23 protein-coding genes are annotated in these 24,399 nt (G+C 65.6%); 17 read left to right on the top strand and 6 right to left on the bottom strand.

Annotated features, from left to right (window positions below; genetic code table 11):
• The first annotated feature begins 259 nt into the window (after nucleotides 1-259).
• Nucleotides 260-1,255, top strand: a complete 996-nt coding sequence (locus CTP10_RS14010) for a LysR family transcriptional regulator (RefSeq protein ID WP_116318121.1) — start codon at nucleotides 260-262, stop codon at nucleotides 1,253-1,255.
• An 82-nt stretch (nucleotides 1,256-1,337) separates the two neighbouring features.
• Here the strand turns inward: CTP10_RS14010 and fur are convergent, their stop codons facing one another.
• On the bottom strand, nucleotides 1,338-1,769 hold the full coding sequence (gene fur, locus CTP10_RS14005) for a ferric iron uptake transcriptional regulator (protein WP_012353845.1): 432 nt from the start codon (nucleotides 1,767-1,769) through the stop codon (nucleotides 1,338-1,340).
• Between the two features lie 243 nt (nucleotides 1,770-2,012).
• On the opposite strand from fur, the gene CTP10_RS14000 reads away from it, so the two are divergent.
• The 9 genes from CTP10_RS14000 (at nucleotide 2,013) to CTP10_RS13960 (ending at nucleotide 11,788) form a co-directional block, all read left to right on the top strand.
• Complete coding sequence (locus tag CTP10_RS14000) at nucleotides 2,013-2,669, top strand: outer membrane protein assembly factor BamE (protein WP_116318120.1); 657 nt, start codon at nucleotides 2,013-2,015, stop codon at nucleotides 2,667-2,669.
• 97 nt (nucleotides 2,670-2,766) lie between these two features.
• Entirely contained in the window at nucleotides 2,767-3,564 is a 798-nt protein-coding gene (dapB, locus tag CTP10_RS13995; RefSeq protein WP_116318119.1) for a 4-hydroxy-tetrahydrodipicolinate reductase, read from the top strand.
• 181 nt (nucleotides 3,565-3,745) lie between these two features.
• Nucleotides 3,746-6,367: a leucine--tRNA ligase gene (gene leuS, locus CTP10_RS13990; RefSeq protein ID WP_116318118.1), complete on the top strand. Its 2,622-nt coding sequence runs from the start codon at nucleotides 3,746-3,748 to the stop codon at nucleotides 6,365-6,367.
• A 40-nt stretch (nucleotides 6,368-6,407) separates the two neighbouring features.
• The gene (locus CTP10_RS13985) at nucleotides 6,408-6,923 is read left to right on the top strand and encodes an LPS-assembly lipoprotein LptE (protein ID WP_116318117.1); all 516 of its coding nucleotides are present in this window, start codon (nucleotides 6,408-6,410) and stop codon (nucleotides 6,921-6,923) included.
• A gap of 20 nt (nucleotides 6,924-6,943) precedes the next feature.
• A complete protein-coding gene (gene holA, locus CTP10_RS13980) occupies nucleotides 6,944-8,002 on the top strand; it encodes a DNA polymerase III subunit delta (protein ID WP_116318116.1) in 1,059 nt (352 codons plus the stop codon).
• A gap of 63 nt (nucleotides 8,003-8,065) precedes the next feature.
• Entirely contained in the window at nucleotides 8,066-9,346 is a 1,281-nt protein-coding gene (locus CTP10_RS13975) for a glutamate-5-semialdehyde dehydrogenase (protein ID WP_116318115.1), read from the top strand.
• 62 nt (nucleotides 9,347-9,408) lie between these two features.
• Complete coding sequence (locus tag CTP10_RS13970; RefSeq protein ID WP_116318114.1) at nucleotides 9,409-9,831, top strand: CopD family protein; 423 nt, start codon at nucleotides 9,409-9,411, stop codon at nucleotides 9,829-9,831.
• Nucleotides 9,832-9,864: 33 nt separating this feature from the next.
• Nucleotides 9,865-10,470 (top strand): 2-hydroxychromene-2-carboxylate isomerase, encoded by a 606-nt coding sequence (locus CTP10_RS13965; protein ID WP_116318113.1) that lies wholly within the window; start codon nucleotides 9,865-9,867, stop codon nucleotides 10,468-10,470.
• A 64-nt stretch (nucleotides 10,471-10,534) separates the two neighbouring features.
• On the top strand, nucleotides 10,535-11,788 hold the full coding sequence (locus CTP10_RS13960) for a THUMP domain-containing class I SAM-dependent RNA methyltransferase (protein ID WP_116318112.1): 1,254 nt from the start codon (nucleotides 10,535-10,537) through the stop codon (nucleotides 11,786-11,788).
• A 42-nt stretch (nucleotides 11,789-11,830) separates the two neighbouring features.
• Here CTP10_RS13960 and CTP10_RS13955 read toward each other — a convergent pair whose 3' ends face one another.
• From CTP10_RS13955 to CTP10_RS13940, 4 genes are all read right to left on the bottom strand, one after another.
• Nucleotides 11,831-12,877, bottom strand: coding sequence for a response regulator (locus CTP10_RS13955; RefSeq protein WP_116318111.1), 1,047 nt, complete (start codon nucleotides 12,875-12,877; stop codon nucleotides 11,831-11,833).
• A 150-nt stretch (nucleotides 12,878-13,027) separates the two neighbouring features.
• Nucleotides 13,028-14,503, bottom strand: coding sequence for an NAD(P)(+) transhydrogenase (Re/Si-specific) subunit beta (locus tag CTP10_RS13950; protein ID WP_116318110.1), 1,476 nt, complete (start codon nucleotides 14,501-14,503; stop codon nucleotides 13,028-13,030).
• Nucleotides 14,503-14,844 carry an NAD(P) transhydrogenase subunit alpha gene (locus CTP10_RS13945; RefSeq protein ID WP_116318109.1) on the bottom strand — a complete coding sequence of 114 codons (342 nt, stop codon included), beginning with the start codon at nucleotides 14,842-14,844 and terminating at the stop codon, nucleotides 14,503-14,505. Before CTP10_RS13945 ends, CTP10_RS13950 begins: the two co-directional genes overlap by 1 nt.
• Before the next feature lie 168 nt (nucleotides 14,845-15,012).
• Nucleotides 15,013-16,134, bottom strand: a complete 1,122-nt coding sequence (locus CTP10_RS13940) for a Re/Si-specific NAD(P)(+) transhydrogenase subunit alpha (protein ID WP_116318108.1) — start codon at nucleotides 16,132-16,134, stop codon at nucleotides 15,013-15,015.
• Between the two features lie 280 nt (nucleotides 16,135-16,414).
• On the opposite strand from CTP10_RS13940, the gene CTP10_RS13935 reads away from it, so the two are divergent.
• Together CTP10_RS13935 and mnmA are read left to right on the top strand one after the other, a co-directional pair.
• On the top strand, nucleotides 16,415-16,906 hold the full coding sequence (locus CTP10_RS13935) for an NUDIX hydrolase (RefSeq protein WP_116318273.1): 492 nt from the start codon (nucleotides 16,415-16,417) through the stop codon (nucleotides 16,904-16,906).
• A complete protein-coding gene (gene mnmA, locus CTP10_RS13930) occupies nucleotides 16,903-17,994 on the top strand; it encodes a tRNA 2-thiouridine(34) synthase MnmA (protein WP_271815252.1) in 1,092 nt (363 codons plus the stop codon). Before CTP10_RS13935 ends, mnmA begins: the two co-directional genes overlap by 4 nt.
• 67 nt (nucleotides 17,995-18,061) lie before the next feature.
• On the opposite strand, the gene CTP10_RS13925 is transcribed toward mnmA, so the two are convergent.
• Nucleotides 18,062-18,676 (bottom strand): glutathione S-transferase family protein, encoded by a 615-nt coding sequence (locus tag CTP10_RS13925; protein WP_116318107.1) that lies wholly within the window; start codon nucleotides 18,674-18,676, stop codon nucleotides 18,062-18,064.
• Between the two features lie 388 nt (nucleotides 18,677-19,064).
• Between CTP10_RS13925 and purB the strand changes: the two genes are divergently transcribed.
• The 5 genes from purB (at nucleotide 19,065) to CTP10_RS13900 (ending at nucleotide 24,389) form a co-directional block, all read left to right on the top strand.
• Nucleotides 19,065-20,441, top strand: coding sequence for an adenylosuccinate lyase (gene purB, locus CTP10_RS13920; protein WP_116318106.1), 1,377 nt, complete (start codon nucleotides 19,065-19,067; stop codon nucleotides 20,439-20,441).
• 292 nt (nucleotides 20,442-20,733) lie between these two features.
• Entirely contained in the window at nucleotides 20,734-21,288 is a 555-nt protein-coding gene (locus CTP10_RS13915) for a cytochrome b (RefSeq protein ID WP_116318105.1), read from the top strand.
• Nucleotides 21,289-21,355: 67 nt separating this feature from the next.
• A complete protein-coding gene (locus tag CTP10_RS13910) occupies nucleotides 21,356-21,937 on the top strand; it encodes a YceI family protein (protein ID WP_116318104.1) in 582 nt (193 codons plus the stop codon).
• An 84-nt stretch (nucleotides 21,938-22,021) separates the two neighbouring features.
• Nucleotides 22,022-22,612 (top strand): YceI family protein, encoded by a 591-nt coding sequence (locus CTP10_RS13905; RefSeq protein WP_116318103.1) that lies wholly within the window; start codon nucleotides 22,022-22,024, stop codon nucleotides 22,610-22,612.
• Nucleotides 22,613-22,997: 385 nt separating this feature from the next.
• Nucleotides 22,998-24,389: a class I SAM-dependent methyltransferase gene (locus CTP10_RS13900; RefSeq protein ID WP_116318102.1), complete on the top strand. Its 1,392-nt coding sequence runs from the start codon at nucleotides 22,998-23,000 to the stop codon at nucleotides 24,387-24,389.
• Nucleotides 24,390-24,399 lie beyond the last annotated feature (10 nt).

Below are 24,399 nucleotides of genomic sequence, written 5' to 3'. Positions count from 1 at the left end.
AAATGGGACGGCGACCCAATATACGCCGATGCGCGAGGGTCTGCCGCCGCACTGAAAATGAGCGTATATGAGATCAACTTCATAAAAATGGCACTATTTTGCGGAAATATGACAGGGCTCGGCGCTCCAAAAATGCCGAATTTGCTTTCCGAGCTTGTTTTTTCCTCTTACACTACCGAGACGCCGTTGAAATCTGATGTGCAGCCAGTGCAAGTGGTGGGGCCATCTTTGCTAAGAAAAATCTGACCTGGGCCTGATCATGGTGAACGTGGACACAAAGCTTCTAGTGATCTTCACCGAGCTGCTGAGTAAGCGAAACGCCACTTACGTCGCGGAGAAGATGCATATGACCGCGCCGGCGGTGTCGCATTCACTGGGCCGGTTGCGCGAGATCTTTGACGATCCACTCTTCATCCGCGTTCCGCACGGTCTCACGCCCACGCCGCGCGCGCTGGAGCTGGGCCCCAAGATCCGCGACATGCTGGACCTGTGGTCGTCGATCAACGAAGGCGACGCCGATAATTTCGATCCCGCGGTGGCCACTGGCACGCTGAGCATCGGTTTTGCCGCGGAGCTGGGCGACACGGTGTTCAACCGCTTCGTGCTGCGCATCAAGCAGCTGGCGCCGGACCTGCATATCAAGCTGGTCGAATCCCATTCCTGGGAAGCCGACGTGTCGTCGATGCGCGCCAATGAGCTGGACGTGGCATTCTCGCCGTTCCCGACCCGGCATCCGGAAATCGTCGAGGAAATGGTGACATCGCTGAACCTGTGGGTTTGCGCGCGCAAGAACCACCCGGTGCTGAAGAACCACTGCACGCTCGAGCAATACCTGGACTGCGGCCATATCTTCATGGCGCATTCGGGTGGCGCAGGCCGCCCGGCGCCGTCGCTGATCCCGCTCGACTACGCGCTGCAGCAGCGCGGCCTCAAGCGCAATGCGACGCTGACGGTGCATTCGTGGCGCGCCCAGGCCGAGATGGCCGCGCAGACCGACATGATCTTCACCGTCAATGCGCTGACCAAGGACATGGCCTGCGAAACCTACGGCCTGAAGGCGTTCCCGCTGCCGGCGGAACTCAACACCACGGTCGGCCTGAACATGTTCTGGCACCGCAGCCGCAACACCCATCCGATGCTGGTATGGGCGCGCAACCTGTTCCGCCAGGTGGTGGGCGAGTTCGTCGGCCTGCCGCCGTCGCGCCCGTCGCGCGTGGTTGCCGAGCAAGACCTGCAAACGCTGCGCGAGCCCTGAGCCCGGCGCAAGCCCATAAAAAAACCGGCGCCTGGCGCCGGTTTTTGTTTTGCCGGAGGCGCTACGCGGTGCGTGCGCCGGCTTATCGTTTGGGTCTGTGGGGACAGTTGGTTTTAGTGCAGTTGCCGTAGAGCGACAGTGCGTGTTCCTGCAAGGTAAAGCCGCGCTCGCGCGCAATGCTTTGCTGGCGCTGCTCGATTTCGGAATCGAAGAATTCTTCGACGCGGCCGCAATCGAGGCACACCAGGTGGTCGTGGTGCTTGCCTTCGTTGAGTTCGAAAATGGCCTTGCCAGATTCAAAATTGTTGCGCGACAGCAAGCCTGCCTGTTCGAACTGGGTCAGCACGCGGTAGACGGTGGCAAGGCCGATATCCATATGCTCGTTCAGCAGGATACGGTAGACGTCTTCCGCGCTCAGGTGCCGCTGTTCGCTGGTCTGAAAAATTTCAAGAATCTTCAGCCTGGGCACCGTCGCCTTCAGGCCGATATTCTTGAGGTCCGCCGGACTCGGCATGGGCGTGACTCCCTAGAGTACAATGTCTGGATAGTTGAATCATAAGGGTTTTGACAGCAAAAGTCGCTCGCGGTGCCATGTCCCATGTGGGCAACGCGCCTCAGGCATTTGCAGTCGGCCCCGTGTGGTTGCCGCGGCAGGCGCCCCGTGCGCGTGTGGTTTATCCGGCTCTTGCAGCGCTGGCTGCGCCGGACTTCCGCGGTACTTTCCGTACTTTCCCTTTCCCTCCCGGAAGCGAGATACATGCGTTATACCCGTTCGTCCGCCATGCGCCCGACGCTGGTTGTCTCCCTGCTGGCCGCGGCTTTGCTGGCCGGCGCCTGCTCGGCCTACGATTCCACTTCGCGCAAGGTAGCCAACGCCATCACGCCGTACCGGATCAATATCGTGCAGGGCAACTTCGTGTCCCGCGAGGCCGCTTCCCAACTGCGCGAAGGCATGACGCGCGAGCAGGTCAAGTTCCTGCTCGGCACGCCGCTGCTGACCGATGTGTTCCACGCCAACCGCTGGGACTACGTGTTCTCGTTCCGCCGCGGCAATACCCCCGTGGTGCAGCAGCGCCGCTATACGGTCGTTTTCGATGGCGACCGCCTGGTCAAGTTTGGCGGCGACGAACTGCCGTCGGAATACGAACTGATCGCCGAGATTGACGGCATGAAGAAGGCGCTGAAGGACCAGACCCCGGGCAAGGTATCCACCAGCAGCACGAGCACGGCCGCTGCCCAGGCCGAGCCGCAGACCACCGTGGAAAATTTCGTGCCGCGCCAGGCGACCGAGCCGGCCGCCGCTCCCGCGGCGACGCCCGCGCCCGCAGCCGCCGCGGCCCCCGTGACCGAAGCGCCGCCGGCCGCAGCCCCGGCACAGGCCACCGCGCCCGCCGACGCCTCCAAATCGAACTGAGCCGCCGTCCGCGGGTTGCCATCTGTTCCGGGCCGGTCAGCCATGACCGGCCCATTCACTTTTCGCGTATTGCGCACATTCCACTGAGCCAGACACCATGAACATCGCCATCGCAGGCGCATCCGGCCGCATGGGCCGCATGCTGATCGAACAAGTGCTGAACACCGAGGGCGTGAAACTGTCGGGCGCGCTGGATCTGCCGGGCTCGCCGGCGCTGGGCCAGGATGCGGGCCTGTTCCTGGGCCGCAATACCGGCGTGGCGATCACGGCGGACCTCGAAGCCGGACTGGCTGGCGCGGACTGCCTGATCGATTTCACCCGTCCGGAAGGCACGCTGGCTCACCTGGCCGCGGCGAAGAAGCTGGGCGTCAAGATGGTGGTCGGCACCACCGGCTTCGACGATGCCGGCAAAGCCGCGCTGGCCGAAGCCGCCAAGTCCATCGGCATCGTCTTTGCCGCCAACTTCAGCGTTGGCGTCAATGCCACCTTCAAGTTGCTGGAAGTGGCCGCCAGGCTGCTGTCGACCGGCTATGACATCGAGGTGATCGAGGCCCACCACCGCTTCAAGGTCGACGCCCCGTCGGGCACTGCGCTGAAGATGGGCGAAGTGATCGCTGATGCGCTCGGCCGCGACCTGAAGACCTGCGCCGTCTACGCCCGCGAAGGCCATACCGGCGAGCGCGACCCCAATTCGATCGGCTTCGCCACCATCCGCGGCGGCGATATCGTTGGCGACCATACCGTGATGTTCGCCGGCATCGGCGAGCGCATCGAGATCAGCCACAAGTCGTCCAGCCGCCAGTCGTATGCCGACGGTGCCGTGCGCTCGGCCCGTTTCCTGGCCGACAAGCCTAACGGCCTGTTCGACATGCAGGACGTGCTGGGCCTGAAGTAAGCGCCGCGCCGGGCGGCCAGGGGTGCCGCCACGGTTATAATCGATTGCTTTAGCATTGCACGCCGGGCGGGCGCCCAGACAGGCGCCCGCCGCTTACCTTCCAACGATTCTTCCCGGATGCCGGCAGGCCAGTTGCCGCGCAGACGCTGCCTGATTGTTGCACCTGACTGCTGTCTCGACCATGCAAGACAAATATCTTCCTTCCGCCGTAGAACAAGCCGCCCAGCAGCACTGGCAAGCCATCGACGCCTACCGCGTGTCGGAGCATGCAGCGGGCCCGGACGGCAAGGAAAAGCCCAAGTTCTACGCCTGCTCGATGCTGCCGTACCCGTCGGGCAAGCTGCACATGGGCCACGTGCGCAACTACACCATCAATGACGTGATGGCGCGCTACCTGCGCATGAACGGCAACAACGTGCTGATGCCGATGGGCTGGGACGCCTTCGGCATGCCGGCGGAAAACGCGGCGCTGAACAATGGCGTGGCGCCGGCCGCCTGGACCTACGACAACATCGCTTACATGAAGAAGCAGATGCAGTCGATGGGCCTGGCGATCGACTGGTCGCGCGAGGTCGCCACCTGCAGCCCGGACTATTACCGCTGGAACCAGTGGCTGTTCCTGAAGATGCTGGAAAAGGGCGTCGCCTACCGCAAGACCGGTACCGTCAACTGGGACCCGGTCGACCAGACCGTGCTGGCCAACGAGCAGGTCATCGACGGCCGCGGCTGGCGCTCGGGCGCGGTGGTGGAAAAGCGCGAGATCCCGATGTACTACCTGCGCATCACCGAATATGCGGAGGAGCTGCTGGGCGACCTCGACGGCCTGGGCTGGCCCGAGCGCGTCAAGGTGATGCAGCAGAACTGGATCGGCAAGAGCGTGGGCGTGCGCTTTGCCTTCACCCATGGCATCCCGGGCGAGGACGGCAAGCCGATCAACGACGGCAAGCTCTACGTCTTCACCACGCGCGCCGACACCATCATGGGCGTGACCTTCTGCGCGGTTGCCGCCGAGCACCCGCTGGCCACGCACGCCGCGCTGAACAACCCCGAACTGGCTGCCTTCATCGACGAATGCAAGCACGGCTCGGTCATGGAAGCCGACATGGCGACCATGGAGAAGAAGGGCATGCCGACCGGCCTGCAGGTCGTGCACCCGCTGACCGGCGAAAAGGTCGACGTGTGGGTCGGCAACTACGTGCTGATGACCTACGGCGACGGCGCCGTGATGGGCGTGCCCGCGCACGACGAGCGCGACTTCGCCTTCGCCAACAAGTACAACCTGCCGATCAAGCAAGTGATCGACGTGAAGGGCCAGCCGTACTCGACCGAAGCCTGGCAGGAATGGTACGGCGACAAGGAAAACGGCACCTGCATCCACAGCGGCAAGTATGACGGCCTGGGCTACCAGGCCGCGGTGGAAGCCATCGCCGCCGACCTGGGCGGGATGGGCCTGGGCGAGAAGAAGACCACCTGGCGCCTGCGCGACTGGGGCATCTCGCGCCAGCGCTACTGGGGCACGCCGATCCCGCTGATCCACTGCGACAGCTGCGGCGTGGTGCCGGTCCCCGAGAAGGACCTGCCGGTGGTGCTGCCCGAAGACCTGGTGCCGGACGGCACCGGCAACCCGCTGGCCAAGGATCCGCGCTTCCTGCAGTGCACCTGCCCGTCGTGCGGCAAGCCGGCGCGCCGCGAGACCGACACGATGGATACGTTTATCGATTCGTGCTGGTACTACATGCGCTATACCTGCCCGGACGCGGCCACCATGGTCGATGCCCGCAACGACTACTGGATGCCGATGGACCAGTACATCGGCGGCATCGAGCACGCGATCCTGCACCTGCTGTACGCGCGTTTCTGGACCAAGGTCATGCGCGACCTGGGCCTGGTCAAGTTCGACGAGCCGTTCACCAACCTGCTGACGCAGGGCATGGTGCTGAACGAGACCTTCTACCGTGAAGACCCCTCGGGCAAGAAGCACTGGTACAACCCGGCCGACGTCGACGTGCAGACCGACGAGCGCGGCCGCCCGGTGGGCGCCACGCTGAAGGCCGATGGCCAGCCGGTGGTGATCGGCGGCATCGAGAAGATGTCGAAGTCCAAGAACAACGGCATCGACCCGCAGGCGCTGATCGACCAGTACGGCGCCGATACCGCGCGCCTGTTCGTGATGTTCGCCGCGCCGCCCGAGCAGCAGCTGGAGTGGAGCGGCTCGGGCGTGGAGGGCGCCTCGCGCTTCCTGCGCCGCGTGTGGAACTACGGCTACGCCAACGCCGCCGCGCTGCGCGATGGCGCCGGCAGTGCCATCACGGCCGATGACGCCGAGCTGCGCCGCGAGATCCACGGCGTGCTCAAGCAGGCCAACTATGACTACCAGCGCATCCAGTACAACACCGTGGTCTCGGCCACGATGAAGATGCTCAACGCGCTGGAAGACGCCAAGACCGCTTCGCCGGCCGCGCGCCGCGAGTGCTTCGGCATCCTGCTGCGCGTGCTGTACCCGGTGGTGCCACACATCACTCATGGCCTCTGGGACCAACTGGGTTTCGCCGCCGAATCCGGCGACCTGCTCGACGCCCCGTGGCCGCAGGTCGACGAAGCCGCGCTGGTGCGCAGCGAGATCGAACTGGTGCTGCAGATCAACGGCAAGGTGCGCGGCAGCATCACCGTACCGGCCAGCGCCGACCGCGCCGCTATCGAGGCGGCTGCCGCCGGCAGCGAGACCGTGGCCAAGTTTGCCGAAGGCAAGGCGCCCAAGAAGATCGTGGTGGTGCCGGGCCGCCTGGTGAACGTGGTGCTGTAACGGGTCAGCGGCCCGGAACCTGACTGAGGATTCGCCAAGAATGAAGCGACTGAACATGGGCCGCCGCAAGGCGCTCGCGGCGATGCTGGCGGTGCCCGCAACGGGCCTGCTGGCCGGCTGCGGCTTCCATATGCGCGGCAATTCGGACTTCGCGTTCAAGCGGCTCTATATCGGGATTCCGCCCAATTCGCTGATGGGCGCGGACCTGCGCCGCGCCATCCGAGGCGGCTCCGACACCCAGGTGGTGGCCGACCAGAAAGAGGCTGACGCGCTGCTGGACGTGCTGCAGGACACCCGCACCAAGTCCATCCTGTCGATCACGACCGAGGGCGTGGTGCGCGAATACCGCCTGACGCAGCGCTTTACCTTCCGCCTGCGCGATGCCGCCGGCAAGGAACTGATCGCGCCGTCGCAGCTGGTGCTGACGCGCGACCTGACCTACAACGAAGCCAACACGCTGGCCAAGGACTACGAAGAGCAGCAGCTGTACCGCGACATGCAGCGCGACATCGTGCAGCAGCTGATGCGCCGGCTGGCCGCGGTCAAGGCCATCTGAGCTCGGGGCAGAGTTACGGCATGCAACTCAAGCTCGACGGGCTCGACGCGCACCTGAAGCAGGCGAAGGCCAAGGGTTTGGCGCCGCTGTACGTGGTGCATGGCGACGAGCACTTGCTGGTGCTGGAGGCAGTCGACCGCCTGCGCGCCTCAGCGCGCGACGCGGGGTTCTCCGAGCGCGAGGTGCTGGTGGCCGAACGCGGCTTCCACTGGAGCCAGCTGGTCGAGGCGCAGCAGTCGATGTCGCTGTTCGGCGACCGCAAGATCGTTGAGCTGCGCATCCCTTCGGGCAAGCCCGGCAAGGACGGCGGCGAGGCGCTGCGCGCGGTGGCGGCGCAGCCGTCGCCCGACGTGGTGCTGATCGTCACGCTGCCGCGGCTCGATTTCGCCACCTCCAAGTCGGCGTGGTTCCAGGCGCTGGAAGGCGCCGGCGTGTCGATCAAGGTCGACACGGTGGACCGTACGCGGCTGCCGGCCTGGGTCGGCGAGCGGCTGGCGCTGCAGCAGCAGCGCGTCGAGGGCGGCGAGGCTGGCCGGCGCGCGCTGCAGTTCATCGCCGACAAGGTCGAAGGCAACCTGCTGGCGGCGCACCAGGAAATCCAGAAGCTGGGCCTGCTGTACCCGCCGGGCGAGCTGAGCTTCGACCAGGTCCACGACGCGGTGCTGAACGTGGCCCGCTATGACGTCTTCAAGTTGTCCGAGGCGATGCTGTCGGGCGACGTGCCGCGCCTGGTGCGCATGCTTGAAGGGCTGCGCGGCGAGGGCGAGGCCACGGTGCTGGTGCTGTGGGCGCTGACCGAGGAAATTCGCGTATTATCCAAGGTCCGGCAAGGCCTTGCGGCCGGCAAGCCGGCGGGTGTGCTGATGCGTGAACTGCGCGTCTGGGGCCCGCGCGAACGCCTGGTGCCGCAGGCCGCGCAGCGGCTGCAGCTGCCACGGCTGGAAGCGGCGCTGGCGCTGGCCGCGCGGCTGGACCGCCAGGTCAAGGGCTTGTACGACCTGCCGCCACCGGGCGGCGCGCCACTGCCGGCCGAGCCATGGGACGGCTTGCAGCAACTGGCGCTGATGATTGCGCGCTGATCCCGCAGCGCCCCGGGTTTGCTCCCGGACATACACACTGACGGCCTTCCCCCGGCCACTGACATGAACGAGCTCGACCTCAACCAATACATGGACCGCGTCGGCCGCCAGGCCCGCGCGGCGTCGCGCGCGATGACGCGTGCCTCCACGGCGGCCAAGAACCAGGCGCTGCTGACCATTGCCGCCGCCATCCGCCGCGATGCCGACAAGCTCAAGGCCGTCAATGCGCGCGACGTGGAGCGTGCCCGCGCCAACGGCCAGGACGCCGCCTTCGTCGACCGCCTGACGCTGTCGGACAAGGCCATCGCCACCATGGCTGCCGGCCTGGAGCAGATCGGCGCGCTGGCCGACCCGATCGGCGAGATCTCGAACATGAAGTTCCGCCCGACCGGCATCCAGGTTGGCCAGATGCGCGTGCCGCTGGGCGTGATCGGCATCATCTATGAGTCGCGCCCGAACGTGACCATCGATGCCGCGGCGCTGTGCCTGAAGTCGGGCAACGCCACCATCTTGCGCGGTGGGTCCGAAGCCATTGAATCCAACACCGCGCTGGCCGCGCTGGTGGCCGAAGGCCTGGCCGCCGCCGGCCTGCCGCCCGAGGCCGTGCAGGTGATCGAGACGACCGACCGCGCCGCGGTCGGCCGCCTGATCACCATGACCGAATTTGTCGACGTGATCGTGCCGCGCGGCGGCAAGAGCCTGATCGCGCGCCTGATGGAAGAAGCGCGCGTGCCGATGATCAAGCACCTGGACGGCATCTGCCACGTCTACATCGACGCCGCCGCGGACCTGGACAAGGCCGTGCGCGTCTGCGACAACGCCAAGACCCAGCGCTACGCGCCGTGCAACACCATGGAAACGCTGCTGGTGTCGCGCGACATCGCCGCCACCGCGCTGCCGCCGCTGTGCCGCATCTACCAGGAGAAGGGCGTCGAGCTGCGCGTCTGCCCGGCTACCCGCGCCACGCTGGAAGCCGCTGGCTTCAGCGGCCTGGTCGATGCCGCCGAGGAAGACTGGCGCCTGGAATACCTGGCCCCGATCCTCGCCATCAAGACCGTCGCCGGCCTGGATGACGCCATCGCGCATATCAACGAATACGGCTCGCACCACACCGATTCGATCATCACCGAGGACTACTCGGCGGGCATGCGCTTTATCCGCGAGGTCGATTCGGCAAGCGTGATGATCAACGCCTCGACCCGCTTCGCCGACGGTTTCGAATACGGCCTGGGCGCGGAGATCGGCATTTCCAACGACAAGCTGCACGCGCGCGGCCCGGTGGGCCTGGAAGGGCTGACCTCGCTGAAGTACGTGGTGTTCGGCCACGGCGAGATCCGGACCTGAGGCCGGACCTCAAGCCGGCCCGCCAACAACAATAACAACCGCAAGCCAACGTCTGTCCGCCGATGCTCTGGGTCAAAGCGCTGCATATCGTCTTCGTCGTTTCGTGGTTCGCCGGCCTGTTCTACCTGCCGCGCATCTTCGTCAACCTGGCGATGGAGACCGACGCCACCAGCACCCAGCGCCTGCTGCTGATGGCGCGCAAGCTGTTCCGCTTCATGACCATGCTGGCGGTGCCGGCGGTGGTGTTCGGGCTGTGGCTGTACCTGGGGTACGGCATCGGCCGCGGCACCGGGCAGGGCTGGATGCATGCCAAGCTGGCACTGGTGCTGGTACTGATCGGCTACCACCATGGCTGCGGCGTGCTGCTGCGCAAGTTCGAAGGCGGGCGCAATGCGCGCTCGCACAAGTTTTATCGCTGGTTCAACGAACTGCCGGTGCTGGTGCTGCTGGCGGTGGTGATCCTGGTGGTCGTCAAGCCGTTCTGAGCCGGGCGCCGTTCCACAAATTGCGAGATCGAGATGAGCAAGCTGGTTGATTACTACCTGACGCCGCAGTCGCCGTTCGTCTACATGGGCCATGCCCGCTTCACCGCCATCGCCGAGCGCCACGGCGTGCAGGTGAACCTGAAGCCGTGCGACATGGGCAAGGTGTTCTCCGTTTCCGGCGGACTGCCGCTGGCGCAGCGCCCGCCGCAGCGCCAGGCCTACCGGATGGTTGAGTTGAAGCGCTGGAGCGCATTCCTGGACCTGCCGCTGAACCCGGAGCCGACCTTCTTCCCGGTATCGGGCGATGCGGCCAGCAAGCTGGTCATCGCCGCGCAACTGGCGCACGGCACCGCGCGGGCGCTGCAGCTGACCGGCGCGATCGGCGCGGCGGTGTGGGCGCAGCAGCGCAACATTGCCGATGCCGCCACGCTCGCGCAGATCGCCGACGAGACCGGACTGGATGGCGCCGGCCTGGTCAAGGCCAGCGAGGCCCAGTCGGTGCAGGCAGCCTACGCGCAGAACACGCAGGACGCGGTCTCGGCCGGCGTGTTCGGTGCGCCATGGTATGTCTTTGACGGCCAGCCCTTCTGGGGCCAGGACCGGCTCGAATTCCTCGAGCGCGCGCTCGCCGCCGCTTGAACTAAGCTATCGGATATCTCCCGTCCGCTACGGCGGACGTTTTTGTTTGCAGGAAACCTGACCCATGACCCAAGCCTTCTTTGCCCCTTGCCCGCGCGGCCTGGAGAGCGCCCTCGCCGAAGAACTGCGCGAGATCGCCGCCCGGCCGGGCATGGCCGCGCTGGCTCCGTTCACGGTGCACCAGGAGGTGCCGGGCGGGGTCAATTTCTCCGGCGAAATGGCCGCCGCCTATGCGGTCAACCTGCATTCGCGCATCGCCAGCCGGGTGCTGATGCGCGTGGCCGCGCGCGGCTACCGGCACGAGGACGACATCTACAACCTGGCGCTCGGCGTGCACTGGGAGCAGTGGTTCTCGCCGGACGAGTCGCTGCGCGTCGATATCACTTCGCACAAATCACCGCTGCGCAGCCTCAATTTCACCGCGCTGCGCGTCAAGGACGGCGTGTGCGATGCCATGCGCGATCGGCTCGGCGCGCGCCCGAGCGTGGACACGGTCAGCCCGGATGTGCGTATTTATGCCCACCTGACCGAGCGCGACTGCACGCTGTACCTCGACACCACCGGCGAGCCCCTGTTCAAGCGCGGCTGGCGTACCGAGAAGGGCGAGGCGCCACTGAAGGAAAACCTGGCCGCCGGCATCCTGCGCCTGGCGGGCTGGGTGCCGGGGCAGACCTTCCAGCCGTTCTACGATCCGATGTGCGGCAGCGGCACGTTCCTGATCGAGGCCGCCCAGGTGGCACTGGGCATCGCCCCGGGCGGCAGCCGCAGCTTTGCCTTCGAATGGCTCAAGGGCGTCGACCGCAAGGCGTGGCAGAAGCTCAAGGACGACGCCCAGCGCGTGCGCATGCTGGCCTCGGCGGATGAACTGCAGGTAGTGGGATCGGACATCTCGACCGACATGCTGGCGATCACGCAGGCCAACTGGCAGCGTGCTGGCCTGCCGGGGGAGGCGCGCACCAAGCAGGTCGATGCGCGTTTCATCCAGCCGCCGTACGACGAGGCGGGCCTGTTGCTGATGAACCCGCCGTACGGCGAGCGCATTGCGGTGCGCGGGCAGCGGCGCTCGCCGGAGGAAGAAATGCCGCGCGACGAGGTGGAAGAGGCGGCCGCCAACCAGTTCGCCAATGCCTTCGCCACGACGCTCAAGCAGAACTTCGCGGGCTGGCAGGCGTGGGTCTTTACCGGCGACCTGGGCTTCCCGCGCCGGCTGCGGCTGAAGGAATCGCGCCGCACGCCGCTCTACAACGGCAATATCGAATGCCGGCTGTTCCGGTTCGAGATGGTGCGCGGCACCAACCGGGCGCCGCAGGCGGACTGAGCGCCTTTCTGGGCCCGGCAGGCCCGGCCGGCCCGGCCGGGTTCAGGTGCGCTTGCGCCCGGTCAAGGATTCGGAGTTGCGGGAAAAATCCGCCAGGAAGCCCTGCAGGCTGACCACCGGCTCCTGCAGCAGGTGGCGCGGCAGGTCGAACAGGGCGTAGAAGAACTCTTCGTTGCCTTCACAGCGCTCGGCCGGCAGGCAGTATTGTTCCCAGTCGATGCAGGCCGGCGTGTACATGCCGTTGCCCGGCCAGAAGAACGGTATCAGGCGGCCCTCGCGCAGGCCTTCGATCAGCGCGGCGGGGGCGTCGTAGGCTTCGGCCGATTCCACCTGGCTCATCAGGCCGGCGCGGGTCTCGATCACCATCAGCGTGGCGTGGCCTTGCGCAGTCAACAGCAGGATGCCGGCCGGGTTGGGGTACAGGTAGTACTCGACAAAGCCGTAGCGCGCCGTGAGCTGGCGCACCCGCTCGGTCATGGCCGGGTCGGACAGGAACGAGAACGAATGCCGCGTCAGCAGCTCGCGCAGCGTGCGCGACAGCGTAGCGAAGTACGCGTGCTGCATGGCTTCGATTTCCTGGTCCAGCCGCTCCACCATATTGCTGTCGTGCTTCTTGACGTAGCGGTCGATCAGCCCGTGGTTGAAGCCCTGCACGGCGATGCTTTCGTCCGCGGTACCGGTCAGCAGGATGGTCTTGCACGGCAGGTCCTGCAGCGCCTGGCAGAACTCCAGCCCGTCCATCTGCGGCATCGAGTAGTCCACCACGATCACGCCCGGCTGCAGGAAGCGGTTGATATCGTGGATCTGGCGATAGATCCGGTCGATATCGAGCTGGACGGTACGGCGCTCGGTCAGGAAGGTCAGGTCGTCATGCGTGACCCGCACCGGCAGGAAGCCGGGGAAGCGGGTGGCATAGGCCTCGCGGATCCATTGCAGCGCTTCACGCGGGTCGGTGAAGGTGATGACCGCGCGCGAGGCATCCATCTGGAACGCCAGGCTGTCGATAAACGATTTGCTGTCGTCGACGAGGACGGTCAGGACCGGGTGATGGAAGACCGACAGGTTCCGGTCATGCGGGTTGAAGGTCATGATGCGTTGGCGTCGGGGCCGGCAGGGGTTCGGCGCATTCGGCAAGCCGGCGTGCGCATTCGCAGGCCAGTATAGCGCGCCGTGGCTGCCTTGCAAGGCACGGCGCCGCAGGCGGCCGGGAAGGCCCGGTCGCCTGCCGGCATGGCCGTCTTAGTCGACTGCCTTGAACATGTCCTCGACCACCTTCTTGGCGTCGCCGAACACCATCATGGTCTTGTCCATGTAGAACAGCTCGTTGTCCAGGCCGGCATAGCCGGCGGCCATCGAGCGCTTGTTGACGATGATGGTCTTGGCCTTGTACGCCTCCAGGATCGGCATGCCGGCGATCGGCGACTGGGGGTCGGTCTTGGCCGCCGGGTTGACCACGTCGTTGGCGCCCAGCACCAGCACCACGTCGGCCTGGCCGAACTCGCTGTTGATGTCTTCCATCTCGAAGACCTGGTCGTACGGCACCTCGGCTTCGGCCAGCAGCACGTTCATGTGGCCCGGCATACGGCCCGCCACCGGGTGGATCGCGTACTTCACGGTCACGCCCTTTTCGGCCAGCTTCTCGGTCAGTTCCTTCAGGGCGTGCTGGGCGCGCGCCACGGCCAGGCCGTAGCCCGGCACGATGATCACGGTCTCGGCGTTGCCCATCAGGAAGGCGGCATCGTCGGCGGAGCCCGACTTGACCGGGCGCTGCTGCTGGTCGCCCGCTGCCGCCGCCGCCGTCGCGCCGCCGAAACCGCCCAGGATCACGTTGAAGAACGAGCGGTTCATCGCCTTGCACATGATGTACGAGAGGATGGCACCGGACGATCCCACCAGCGAGCCGGCGATGATCAGCATCGGGTTGTTCAGCGAGAAGCCGATGCCCGCCGCCGCCCAGCCCGAGTACGAGTTCAGCATCGACACCACCACCGGCATGTCGGCACCGCCGATCGGGATGATGATCAGCACGCCCAGCACGAAGGCAATGGCCAGCATGATCAGGAACGGCAGCCAGTCCTGCGACATGAAGAAGATCACGCCGAAGCCCAACATCGCCACCGCCAGCAGCAGGTTCAGCCAGTGCTGGCCGGCAAACACCACCGGCGCGCCCTGGAACAGGCGGAACTTGTAGCGCCCGGCCAGCTTGCCGAAGGCGATCACCGAACCGGAGAAGGTGATGGCACCGACGAAGCAGCCGATGAACAGCTCGATCCGGTTGCCCAGCGGGATCAGGTGCGAGCCCGCCGGCGTGATGCCGAACGCGGCCGGCTCGGCCACCGCGGCCACGGCGATGAACACCGCCGCAAGACCGATCAGCGAGTGCATTGCCGCGACCAGCTCGGGCATCTTGGTCATCTGCACCTTGCGCGCCACGTAGGCGCCGATGCCGCCGCCCACCACCAGCGCGCCGAAGATCAGCGCCAGGCCGGAGCCCACCGACGACTGCGCCGTGCCGGCCGCCAGGAATTCATTCTTGAGCTTGATGATCAGGGCCAGCGTGGTGACCACCGCGATCGCCATGCCGATCATGCCGAAGGCATTGCCCTTGCGCGCCGAGGCCGGGTGCGACAGGCCCTTGAGCGCCTGGATGAAACAGACCGAAGCCACCAGGTAGAGCAGGGTGACGAGGTTCATGCTGACGAGGCCGGCTGCCATTACGCGCCCTCCCTGGCCAGTGCCTGCTTGGCTTCGGGCGCCTTGGCCTTCGGCTCTTTCTTCTTGAACATCTCCAGCATGCGCTGGGTGACCAGGAAACCGCCGAACACGTTGACCGCGGCCAATGCCACCGCCAGCGTGCCCATGATGCGGCCCGTGGCGCCTTCGGTCAGGCCCGCGGCGAGCATCGCGCCAACGATGATGATGGCCGAGATCGCGTTGGTTACCGCCATCAGGGGCGTATGCAGGGCCGGCGTGACCGTCCAGACCACGTGGTAGCCCACGTAGATCGCCAGCACGAAGATGATCAAATTGATCACCGTGTGGTTCACCATCTCCATCGACTTCTCCTCCGTTGCTTTGAAACCGGGATGCAGCGTGTTTTCTACTGGATTCTTATTGCTGACTACGGCGCACCAAATGGCCAGTGGCTCTGAATGACCAATTGCGTGCTCCCTCTCCCGCGTGCGGGAGACGAAAGCTACCGGGCGCGCGGGGCGCCCCGGGTATTACGCCGCCTCGCGCACGACCTGGCCGTCACGGCACATCAGGCAGGCGGCGACGATGTCGTCTTCAAGGTTGAGCGTGAACTGGCCATCCTTGTCGACGACCAGCTTGAGGAAATCCAGCACGTTGCGGGCGTAGAGCGCCGAGGCGTCGGCCGCCACCATGCTGGCCAGGTTGGTATGGCCGATGAGGATGACCCCGTGGCGCTCGACCACTTCGTCGGCCACCGTCAGCGGGCAGTTGCCGCCCTGCGCGGCGGCCAGGTCGACCACCACCGAGCCCGGCTTCATCTGCTGCACGGTCGCTTCCTGCAGCAGCACCGGGGCCTTGCGGCCCGGGATCAGCGCGGTGGTGATGACGATGTCGGCCTGGATCGCGCGCTGGTGCACCAGCTCGGCCTGGCGCTTCATCCAGTCCGGCGGCATCGGGCGCGCATAGCCGCCCACGCCTTGCGCGATCTCGCGCTCTTCGTCGGTCAGGAACGGCACGTCGAGGAACTTGCCGCCGAGCGATTCGATCTGTTCCTTGACCGCGGGGCGCACGTCGGACGCTTCGATCACCGCGCCCAGGCGCTTGGCGGTGGCGATCGCCTGCAGGCCGGCCACGCCGGCGCCGAGGATCAGCACGCGCGCGGCCTTGACGGTGCCGGCGGCGGTCATCAGCATCGGCATGAAGCGCTGGTAGTGGTGCGCGGCCACCAGCACGGCCTTGTAGCCGGCGATATTGGCCTGCGACGAGAGCACGTCCATGCTCTGCGCGCGCGTGGTGCGCGGCGCGGCCTCGAGCGCGAAGGCGGTCACGTTGGCCGCCGCCATGCGCGCGTTGTTCTCGGCATCGAAGGGGTTGAGCATGCCCACCAGCACGGACCCCGGCTTCATCTGTGCCAGTTCCGCGTCGTCCGGGGCGCGCACCTTGAGTACCATCTGTGCGCCCAGCGCTTCGGCGGCAGTGCCAATGGTGGCGCCGACCGCCTCGTATGCGCCGTCGGGCTGGCTGGCGCGAACGCCGGCGCCGGCCTGGACGACCACCTTGTGGCCCTGGGCGACGTACTTCTTGATCGTCTCGGGGGTGGCGGCGACGCGAGTCTCGCCTGCCCGCGTCTCCTGCGGGATGCCGATGTACATCGTCGATTTCTCCTTTAGCTGGCGTCGTAATCTGGTTGGGCGGACCGACGTCTGGTCCGTTGCTCGCCGTGACCGGCTTGGCCGCAGCGCACAATTTTTTCGCAGCTTACAGGAATCTGACGCGCAATGGTGTGACCGGTCGGTCGGTTATTGATGCGGTGCGGCAACAGAATTTCCGGACAGTTCCGAACAGTTGGCGCTCCGGCGACCGGCAAGCGCATGCCGCTGCGCGATGCGCCGGCAACCGGTAGAATGCGGGATTGCCTAAAAATTGAGCATCATGTCACGTGATTGGAATGCCAGTGTGACCGTTGCCGCCGTGATCGAGCGCGGCGGACGCTTCCTGCTGGTCGAAGAGGAAACCGCGGAAGGGCTGCGGCTGAACCAGCCCGCCGGCCACCTGGACCCGGGCGAGAGCCTGATCCGCGCCGTCATCCGCGAAACCCTGGAAGAAACCGCGCACACCTTCGAGCCGCGCGCGTTGCTGGGCTGCTACATGGGCCGCTCGCTGTCTTCGCGCACCGGTACGGATGTCACATACGTGCGCTTTGCCTTTACCGGCGACCTGGGCTCGCTCGACGCGGGCCGCCAGCTCGACACCGGCATCGTGCGCACCGTCTGGATGGGCGCCGACGAGATCCGCGCGTGCCCGGAACGCCACCGCTCGCCGCTGGTGATGGCCTGCGTCGACGATTACCTGGCCGGCAAGCGTTTCGCGCTGGACGCGCTGTACACGCACCCGTCGGTGTTGTCCGTGGGAGTCAGGTTGTGAGCAGCCAGGGGAACGGAAAGCGCGTCGTGGTCGGCATGTCGGGCGGAGTCGATTCGTCGGTCACCGCATGGCTGCTCAAGCAGCAGGGCTACGAGGTCATCGGCCTGTTCATGAAGAACTGGGAAGACGATGACGACAGCGAGTATTGTTCCACGCGCCAGGACTGGCTGGACGTGGTGTCGGTGGCCGACCTGATCGGCGTCGACGTCGAGGCGGTCAACTTCGCCGCCGAGTACAAGGACCGCGTCTTCGCCGATTTCCTGCGCGAGTACTCGGCCGGACGCACGCCCAACCCGGATGTGCTGTGCAATGCCGAGATCAAGTTCAAGGCCTTCCTCGACCACGCCATGTCGCTGGGTGCCGAGACTATCGCCACCGGCCACTATGCGCGCGTGCGCCAGAACGCGGCAGGGCGCTTCGAGCTGCTCAAGGCGCTCGACCATACCAAGGACCAGAGCTATTTCCTGCACCGGCTGAACCAGGCGCAGCTGTCGCGCACGCTGTTCCCGCTGGGCGAGATGCCCAAGACCCGCGTGCGCGAGATCGCCGCCGGGATCGGCCTGCCGAACGCGAAGAAGAAGGATTCGACCGGCATCTGCTTTATCGGCGAGCGGCCATTCCGCGATTTCCTGAACCGCTACCTGCCGACCAGGCCGGGACCGATGAAGACGCCCGAGGGCAAGGTCGTGGGCGAGCACATCGGGCTGGCGTTCTACACGCTTGGCCAGCGCAAGGGCATCGGCCTGGGCGGCAGCCGCGACGGCAACGGCGATGCCTGGTATGTGGCGCGCAAGGATATGGAGAACAACACGCTGTACGTGGTGCAGGGCCACGACCACCCGTGGCTGCTGACGCCGGTGCTGACCGCGTCGGATTTGTCGTGGGTGGCCGGCGAGGCGCCGACCGCGGGCGCCACGATGGCGGCCAAGACCCGCTATCGCCAGAGCGACGCGGCCTGCACCGTGCAGGCCGCTGACGGCGACACGCTGCAGCTGGGGTTTGCCGAGGCGCAGTGGGCCGTCACGCCGGGGCAGTCGGCGGTGCTGTATGACGGCGACGTGTGCCTGGGTGGCGGCATCATCCAGTAAGCGCTGCCGTCGGCCGAATGAAAAACACCCGCTGCGTGCGGGTGTTTTTCATTGGGGCAGGCGGGCTTCAGCCGCGCGGCGGCGCGGTATCGATAAACGACTGCCGTTTCGACAGTTTTTCTTCCAGGCCTGCCAGGTTGGGATGGCGCTCGCGCCAGGCGATGTCGGGGAAACGGAAATCCAGGTAGGACAGCGCACAGCCCACCGCGACATCTGCCAGCGAGTAGTGCGTGCCGGTGCAGAAGGGGCGGTCGGCCAGGCCGTTGGCCATGGCGGCCAGCGCCGCATCGATCTTGCCGAGCTGGCGCTTGACCCAGCGCTCGCTGCGCTCCTGCGGCTCGCGCTGCGTGACTTCCAGGCGCGCCAGCAGGGCCGCGTCGAGCAGGCCGTCGGCCAGCGCTTCCCAGCAGCGTACTTCCAGCCGCTCGCGCCCGCCCTGAGGGATCATCCGGCTGACCGGAGTCAGCGTGTCGACATACTCGACGATCACGCGCGAATCGAAGATGGCGCCGCCGTCTTCCATCACCAGGCAAGGCACCTTGCCAAGCGGGTTGTACTGGCCGATTTTGGATTCCGGCGACCAGACGTCCTCTTCAATTAGCTGGTAGTCGATCTTCTTTTCCGCCATCACCACGCGCACCTTGCGCGCGTAGGGACTGGTATGGGACGCATACAGCTTCATGTTCTCCCCTTGAGCTTGTTATGAAGTGCATCGTCTGCTGCGTGGCAGCGGCGCCGGGGTGCGCTGCTGCCCGATGCACTTCATAACAGGCTACTGGAACGGCGTGCGCGAGTATACCTGCGGTGCCGGACGAATGCGGGGTCGCGCACCGATGCCCGCGCGCGCACTTGACCGCTGCCCCCGAGCCGGGGCAGGGGTGGTAAAATCCCGCGTTGCGCAGCGCCGGACGCCGGTGCCGCGCGTGCGGGCGAACCCGCCGGTGCGGCGCATCGGGCGCTTCGCCCCTGTTTCCGGCGGATGCTTCCGCCGATCCGACGCTGACACGCGCCAGCCCCCGCGGCGCGCACCGTACGTCCCCCTAATTTCCTTCCTTTCCCCGGTTTCCAGCATGACCACCTCTTCGCTTTCGCCGCTCACCGCTCTTTCCCCGATCGATGGCCGCTACGCCGCCAAGGCCGACGCGCTGCGCGAATGGCTGTCCGAGGCGGCCTTCATGCGCAACCGCGTCAAGGTCGAGGTGCACTGGCTGATCGCGCTGGCCCAGACCGGCCTGCCGGACATGCCGAAGTTCTCCGCCGCCTCCGAAGCCGCGCTGCTGGGCCTGGTCGACAAGTTTTCCGAAGCCGATGCCGGCCGCATCAAGGAAATCGAAGCGGTCACCAACCATGACGTAAAGGCCGTCGAGTACTGGCTCAAGGAACAGGTCAAGGGCAATGCCGAGCTGGAAGCTGCCAGCGAGTTCATCCACTTCGCCTGCACCTCGGAAGACATCAACAACACCTCGCACGGCATGATGCTCAAGGGCGCCCGCGACGGCGTCATCGTGCCGGCGCTCAAGCGCGTGCATGCGCGCCTGGTGGAACTGGCCAAGCTCAACGCCACGCAGTCGATGCTGTCGCGGACCCACGGCCAGCCGGCCAGCCCGACCACGCTGGGCAAGGAAATGGCCAACGTGGCCGCGCGCCTGGCGCGCGCGATCCAGCGCATCGAGCAAGTCGAACTGCTGGGCAAGATGAACGGCGCGGTGGGCAACTACAACGCGCACCTGTCGGCGTACCCGACCTTTGACTGGGAAGCCTTCTCGAAGCAAGTGATCGAGACCCGCCTGGGCCTGACCTTCAACCCGTACACCATCCAGATCGAGCCGCACGACTACATGGCCGAGCTGTTCGACGCGGTGGCCCGTGCCAACACCATCCTGCTCGACCTGAACCGCGACATCTGGGGCTATATCTCGGTGGGCTACTTCAAGCAGAAGACCAAGGCCGGCGAAATCGGCTCGTCGACCATGCCGCACAAGGTCAACCCGATCGATTTCGAGAATTCGGAAGGCAATGTCGGCCTGGCCAACGCAGTGCTGCGTCACCTGTCGGAAAAGCTGCCGGTGTCGCGCTGGCAGCGTGACCTGACCGATTCGACCGTGCTGCGCAATATCGGCGTGGCCTTCGGCTACAGCCTGCTGGCCTACGAGGCCTGCCTGCGCGGCCTGGGCAAGCTGGAAACCAATCCCGAGCGCCTCGACGAAGACCTCGACAACTGCTGGGAAGTGCTGGCCGAGCCGGTGCAGACCGTGATGCGCCGCTTTGGCGTGCCCAACCCGTACGAGCAGCTCAAGGAGCTGACCCGCGGCAAGGGCATCTCGCGCGAGGCGCTGCAGACCTTCATCAACGGCCTGGCCATCCCTGACGATGCCAAGAAGCTGCTGCTCGACATGACGCCGGGCAGCTACATCGGCAAGGCAGTTTCGCTCGCTGAGCGCATCTGACGTCACATCCGCCGGCCACAGACGCCGGCACAGCCCAGAAAAAGCCATCCGCCAGGATGGCTTTTTTGCTTTGGTGGCACCTGGTTGCGCCAACTGGCAGCCCGCTCTGCGGCGTTGTGGCGCTTGCGGCAGAATGTCGCTTCAAAGCATTTGAATAACTTAATGAAGGACTGTCCTGCATGAGCGCACTTCCCGCCGCAATAATGCGAGAATCTTCAGCGCTCCAGCGGATCCAATCCCAGGGTGAGTCCCCAAATTTGTGAATGCCCATGACGCGGGCGAGAGGAAACAGATGCGTTCTACCGCCAATGCCCCGGCCGGCTACGGTCCCACCGCCATCGCGCTGCACTGGGTCATCGCCCTGGCGATCTTCGGCGCGTTCGGGCTCGGCCTGTACATGACCGGCATTCCGGGGCTGACGCCGACCAAGCTGAAGCTCTATTCGTGGCACAAGTGGCTGGGCGTGACGATCTTCGCCGTGGCGCTGCTGCGGGTGCTGTGGCGCGCCACGCACCAGGCGCCGCCGGTTGCGCCCGGCACGCCGGCCTGGCAGGCCAGGGCCGCCGCCGGGGCGCACCATTTGCTGTACCTGCTGATCGTGATCGTTCCCATCAGCGGCTATCTCTACAGTTCGGCGGCTGGCGTGCCGGTGGTCTACCTGGGCCTGTGGAAGATGCCGGCGCTGATCGAGAAGAGCGACGAACTGAAGGAAGTGCTCAAGTTTGCGCATGTCTGGCTGAACTACCTGATGGCCGCCGTGGTCGTTGTCCATGCGGCGGCGGCGGTGAAGCACCAGTTCGTCGACCGCGACGGCACGCTGGGCCGCATGCTGCCGTTCCTGCGCTGACTGTGCCGAATTTCTCCGTACCGCGGCGCCGTGCGCCGAAACTCGAACCTGACAGGAGTCATTGAAGATGAATCGCCATTCCCGCCGCGGCTCGCTGGCCATCAACGCCACCGTGGCAGCCGTGCTGGCAGCCGCCGGCATCGCCGCCAACCTGGCCTGGGCCCAGGTCGACGCGGCCAAGAGCTCGGTGACCGCCGTGGCGCGCCAGATTGGCGTGCCAATGGAAGGCAAGTTCAGGAAGTTCGACGCTCAGGTCGATTTCGACCCCGCCAAGCTTGCCACCTCGTCGGCCAAGGTCGAGATCGACGTCGCCAGCTTCGAGATCGGCGACGCCGAGACCACCAAGGAAGTGAAGGGCAAGGAGTGGTTCGACGCGGCCAAGTACCCCAAGGCCGTGTTCCAGTCCACCAGCATCAAGAACGGCACGCCGGGCAAGTATGACGTCGCCGGCAAGCTGACCATCAAGGGCAAGACCGTCGACGTGGTGGTGCCGGCCACCTACCGCCAGGAAGGCGCCAGCCAGGTATTCGAGGGCGCGCTGCCGATCAAGCGCACCGTCTTCAATATCGGCGACGGCGAGTGGAAGGACACATCGGTGGTGGCCGACGACGTTCAGATCAAATTCCGTATCGTGCAGGCCAAGAAGTAAGGCCGGCAATCCGCTGACGTACCAGGACGTTAATACCAAGAACGTTCCGCTAACCTGTTTAACCTGCTTTTGTCGGGAGATCCCATGAAACTGCGTTCCGTCGTTGCCGCCGTCGCGGCCATTTCCGCAACCGCCGCCTTCGGCGTGGCTTCGGCCAATACCGTGACGTACAACCTCGATCCGACCCATACCTACCCGAGCTTCGAGGCCGACCACCTGGGTGGCCTGTCGACGTGGCGCGGCAAGTTCGACAAGTCCAGCGGCACCGTCACGCTGGACCGTGCCGCCAGGGCCGGTACCATCGAGGTCAAGATCGATCCGGCTTCGATCGATTTCGGCAATGCCAAGCTGAACCAGCACGCCAAGGGCCCGGACATGTTCAACGTGGAAGCCTTCCCCGAGGCGACCTACAAGGGCAAGTTCAGCAAGTTCAAGGGCGACGTGCCGACCGAAGTGGAAGGCGTGCTGACGCTGCGTGGCGTGTCCAAGCCGGTCAAGCTGGAAATCCGCGAATTCAAGTGCATCCAGCACCCGATGCTCAAGCGCGAAGCTTGCGGCGCCGATGCCGTGGGTGAGTTCAACCGCGCCGATTTCGGCCTGGACTACGGCGTGAAGATGGGCTTCAAGCCTGAGGTCAAGCTTGCCATCCAGGTGGAAGGCGTGCGCGCGGAGTAAGTGCGCCGTGGGTTGGCCCGCGATGGGCCGCTCGCATAAAACGACACAAGGCCGGCAATCGCCGGCCTTTTTTCATGGTTTTAGGTATCCTGTAGCCGACCCCGTCTCAAGAGGGGACGGTAAAGGCACTTTGTTGTACGCCGCCCAATTGCCACAGTACAATGGGCCGCGGCAATTCCAGACGATCCGGGCTTGTCGGTGCTCTCCCGCACAGGGCGAGGCCGCCACCCGCCAAACAGGCTATAGCGCATCCTTATGAGCATTCGCTGCACATCCCGATACCGGTAGCCTTCCGCGCGATCCCCTCGCCCCTCCTGCTGTACCCGGCCGTCCCGCCCATGCAGTATGGCCCGCAGCGTTTCTCGGATTTCCCTGGCGCAATACCGTGTATTCCAAAACGCAAATCGATCCGGTAGTTAGTTTCCGCAACTCGCAGGGCGAGCAGGTGCGGGGCACGATCATCAATCTCCAGAGAAAGTCTCTGGTGATGGAAATCTACAATCCGTATTCGATCGTGCAGGTCAGCGAGGTGCTGAGCGAGCTCAGCGTCCGCATGGGCGCCAAGAACGCCTATCAAGGCAAGGCCGTGGTGATGAGTCTGGTGAACACCGGCCTGACCGCGGTGGTATCGCTGACGCTGATCGACGAATGGCGCGAGCTGACCGACCTGAACAACGAGCCCAAGTCGGTCGCGCGCGAAGCCGAGCTGTTCGTGCAGGACTGGGATACGCGCTTCAATATCCGGCGCGACTACCAGATCGTGGTCAACGAGATGCGCGCGTTCCTGTCCGAGGTGTCGCGCTGGGTCGAGCAGGTCGACCTGACCGAATCGCTGCCGAAGAAAGACGGCAAGCTGCGTGATGACGTGTTCTACGAGCTGGCCACGCCGATCATGGTCAAGACCAAGACCTACCTCGACTGGCTCGAGGGCGAGGCCGAGCGCGTGGACCCGGAAATCGCGCCGGTGCACCGCACCTACGCCCAGTCCGCGCTGCACCCGCTGCTGCTGCGCGCGCCGTTCGTGTACCGGACCTTCACCAAGCCGCTGGGCTACGCCGGCGACTACGAGATGGTCAACCAGATCCTGAGCGATCCGCAGCAGGGCCCGACCACCTACTTCCAGATCGTCAATACCGCCTTCCTGAAGGCGGCGGTGGCGACCGCGCACCGCAACCGCATCGACCTGCTGGTCGACTTCCTGACGCGCCAGGCGGAGCGTGCACGTGCCGCCGGCCGCCCGTTCCGCGTGCTCAACGTAGGCTGCGGGCCGGCCTTCGAGATCCAGCGTTTCGTGCGCGAGTATCCCAACCCCGAGCTGCTGTCGTTCCAGCTGGTCGACTTCAGCGAAGAGACGCTGGACTACACCCGCAGCTCGATCGAAAGCGCGGCCGCCGGTGCCGGGCGCAAGGTGTCGGTGGAAATGGTGCACCAGTCGGTGCACGAACTGCTCAAGCGCCGCATCTCGCCTGACGATATCAGTGCGCGGGAGTTTGACTCGGTCTACTGCGCGGGGCTGTTCGATTACCTGTCGGACAAGGTCTGCACGAGGCTGCTGGCGTATTTCGCTTCGCGTTCGCGTTCGGGCGGCCAGGTACTGGTCACCAACGTGCATGCCAACAATCCAGAGAAATTTGGCATGGAGCACCTGCTCGAGTGGTACCTGATTTACCGCGACGACGCTGGCATGGCCCAGCTGCTGCCGGAGAACTCGCATTCGCACCGCATCTACGTCGACCCCACCGGCGTCAACGTCTTTGCCGAAGCCACCATTGAATGAGGCTGTCCGG

Origin of the sequence: Cupriavidus sp. P-10, assembly GCF_003402535.2 — a bacterium.
GTDB lineage: Bacteria > Pseudomonadota > Gammaproteobacteria > Burkholderiales > Burkholderiaceae > Cupriavidus.
The sequence above is the reverse complement of the archived record's forward strand: the minus strand, read 5'-3'. Positions and strand labels throughout refer to the sequence as shown.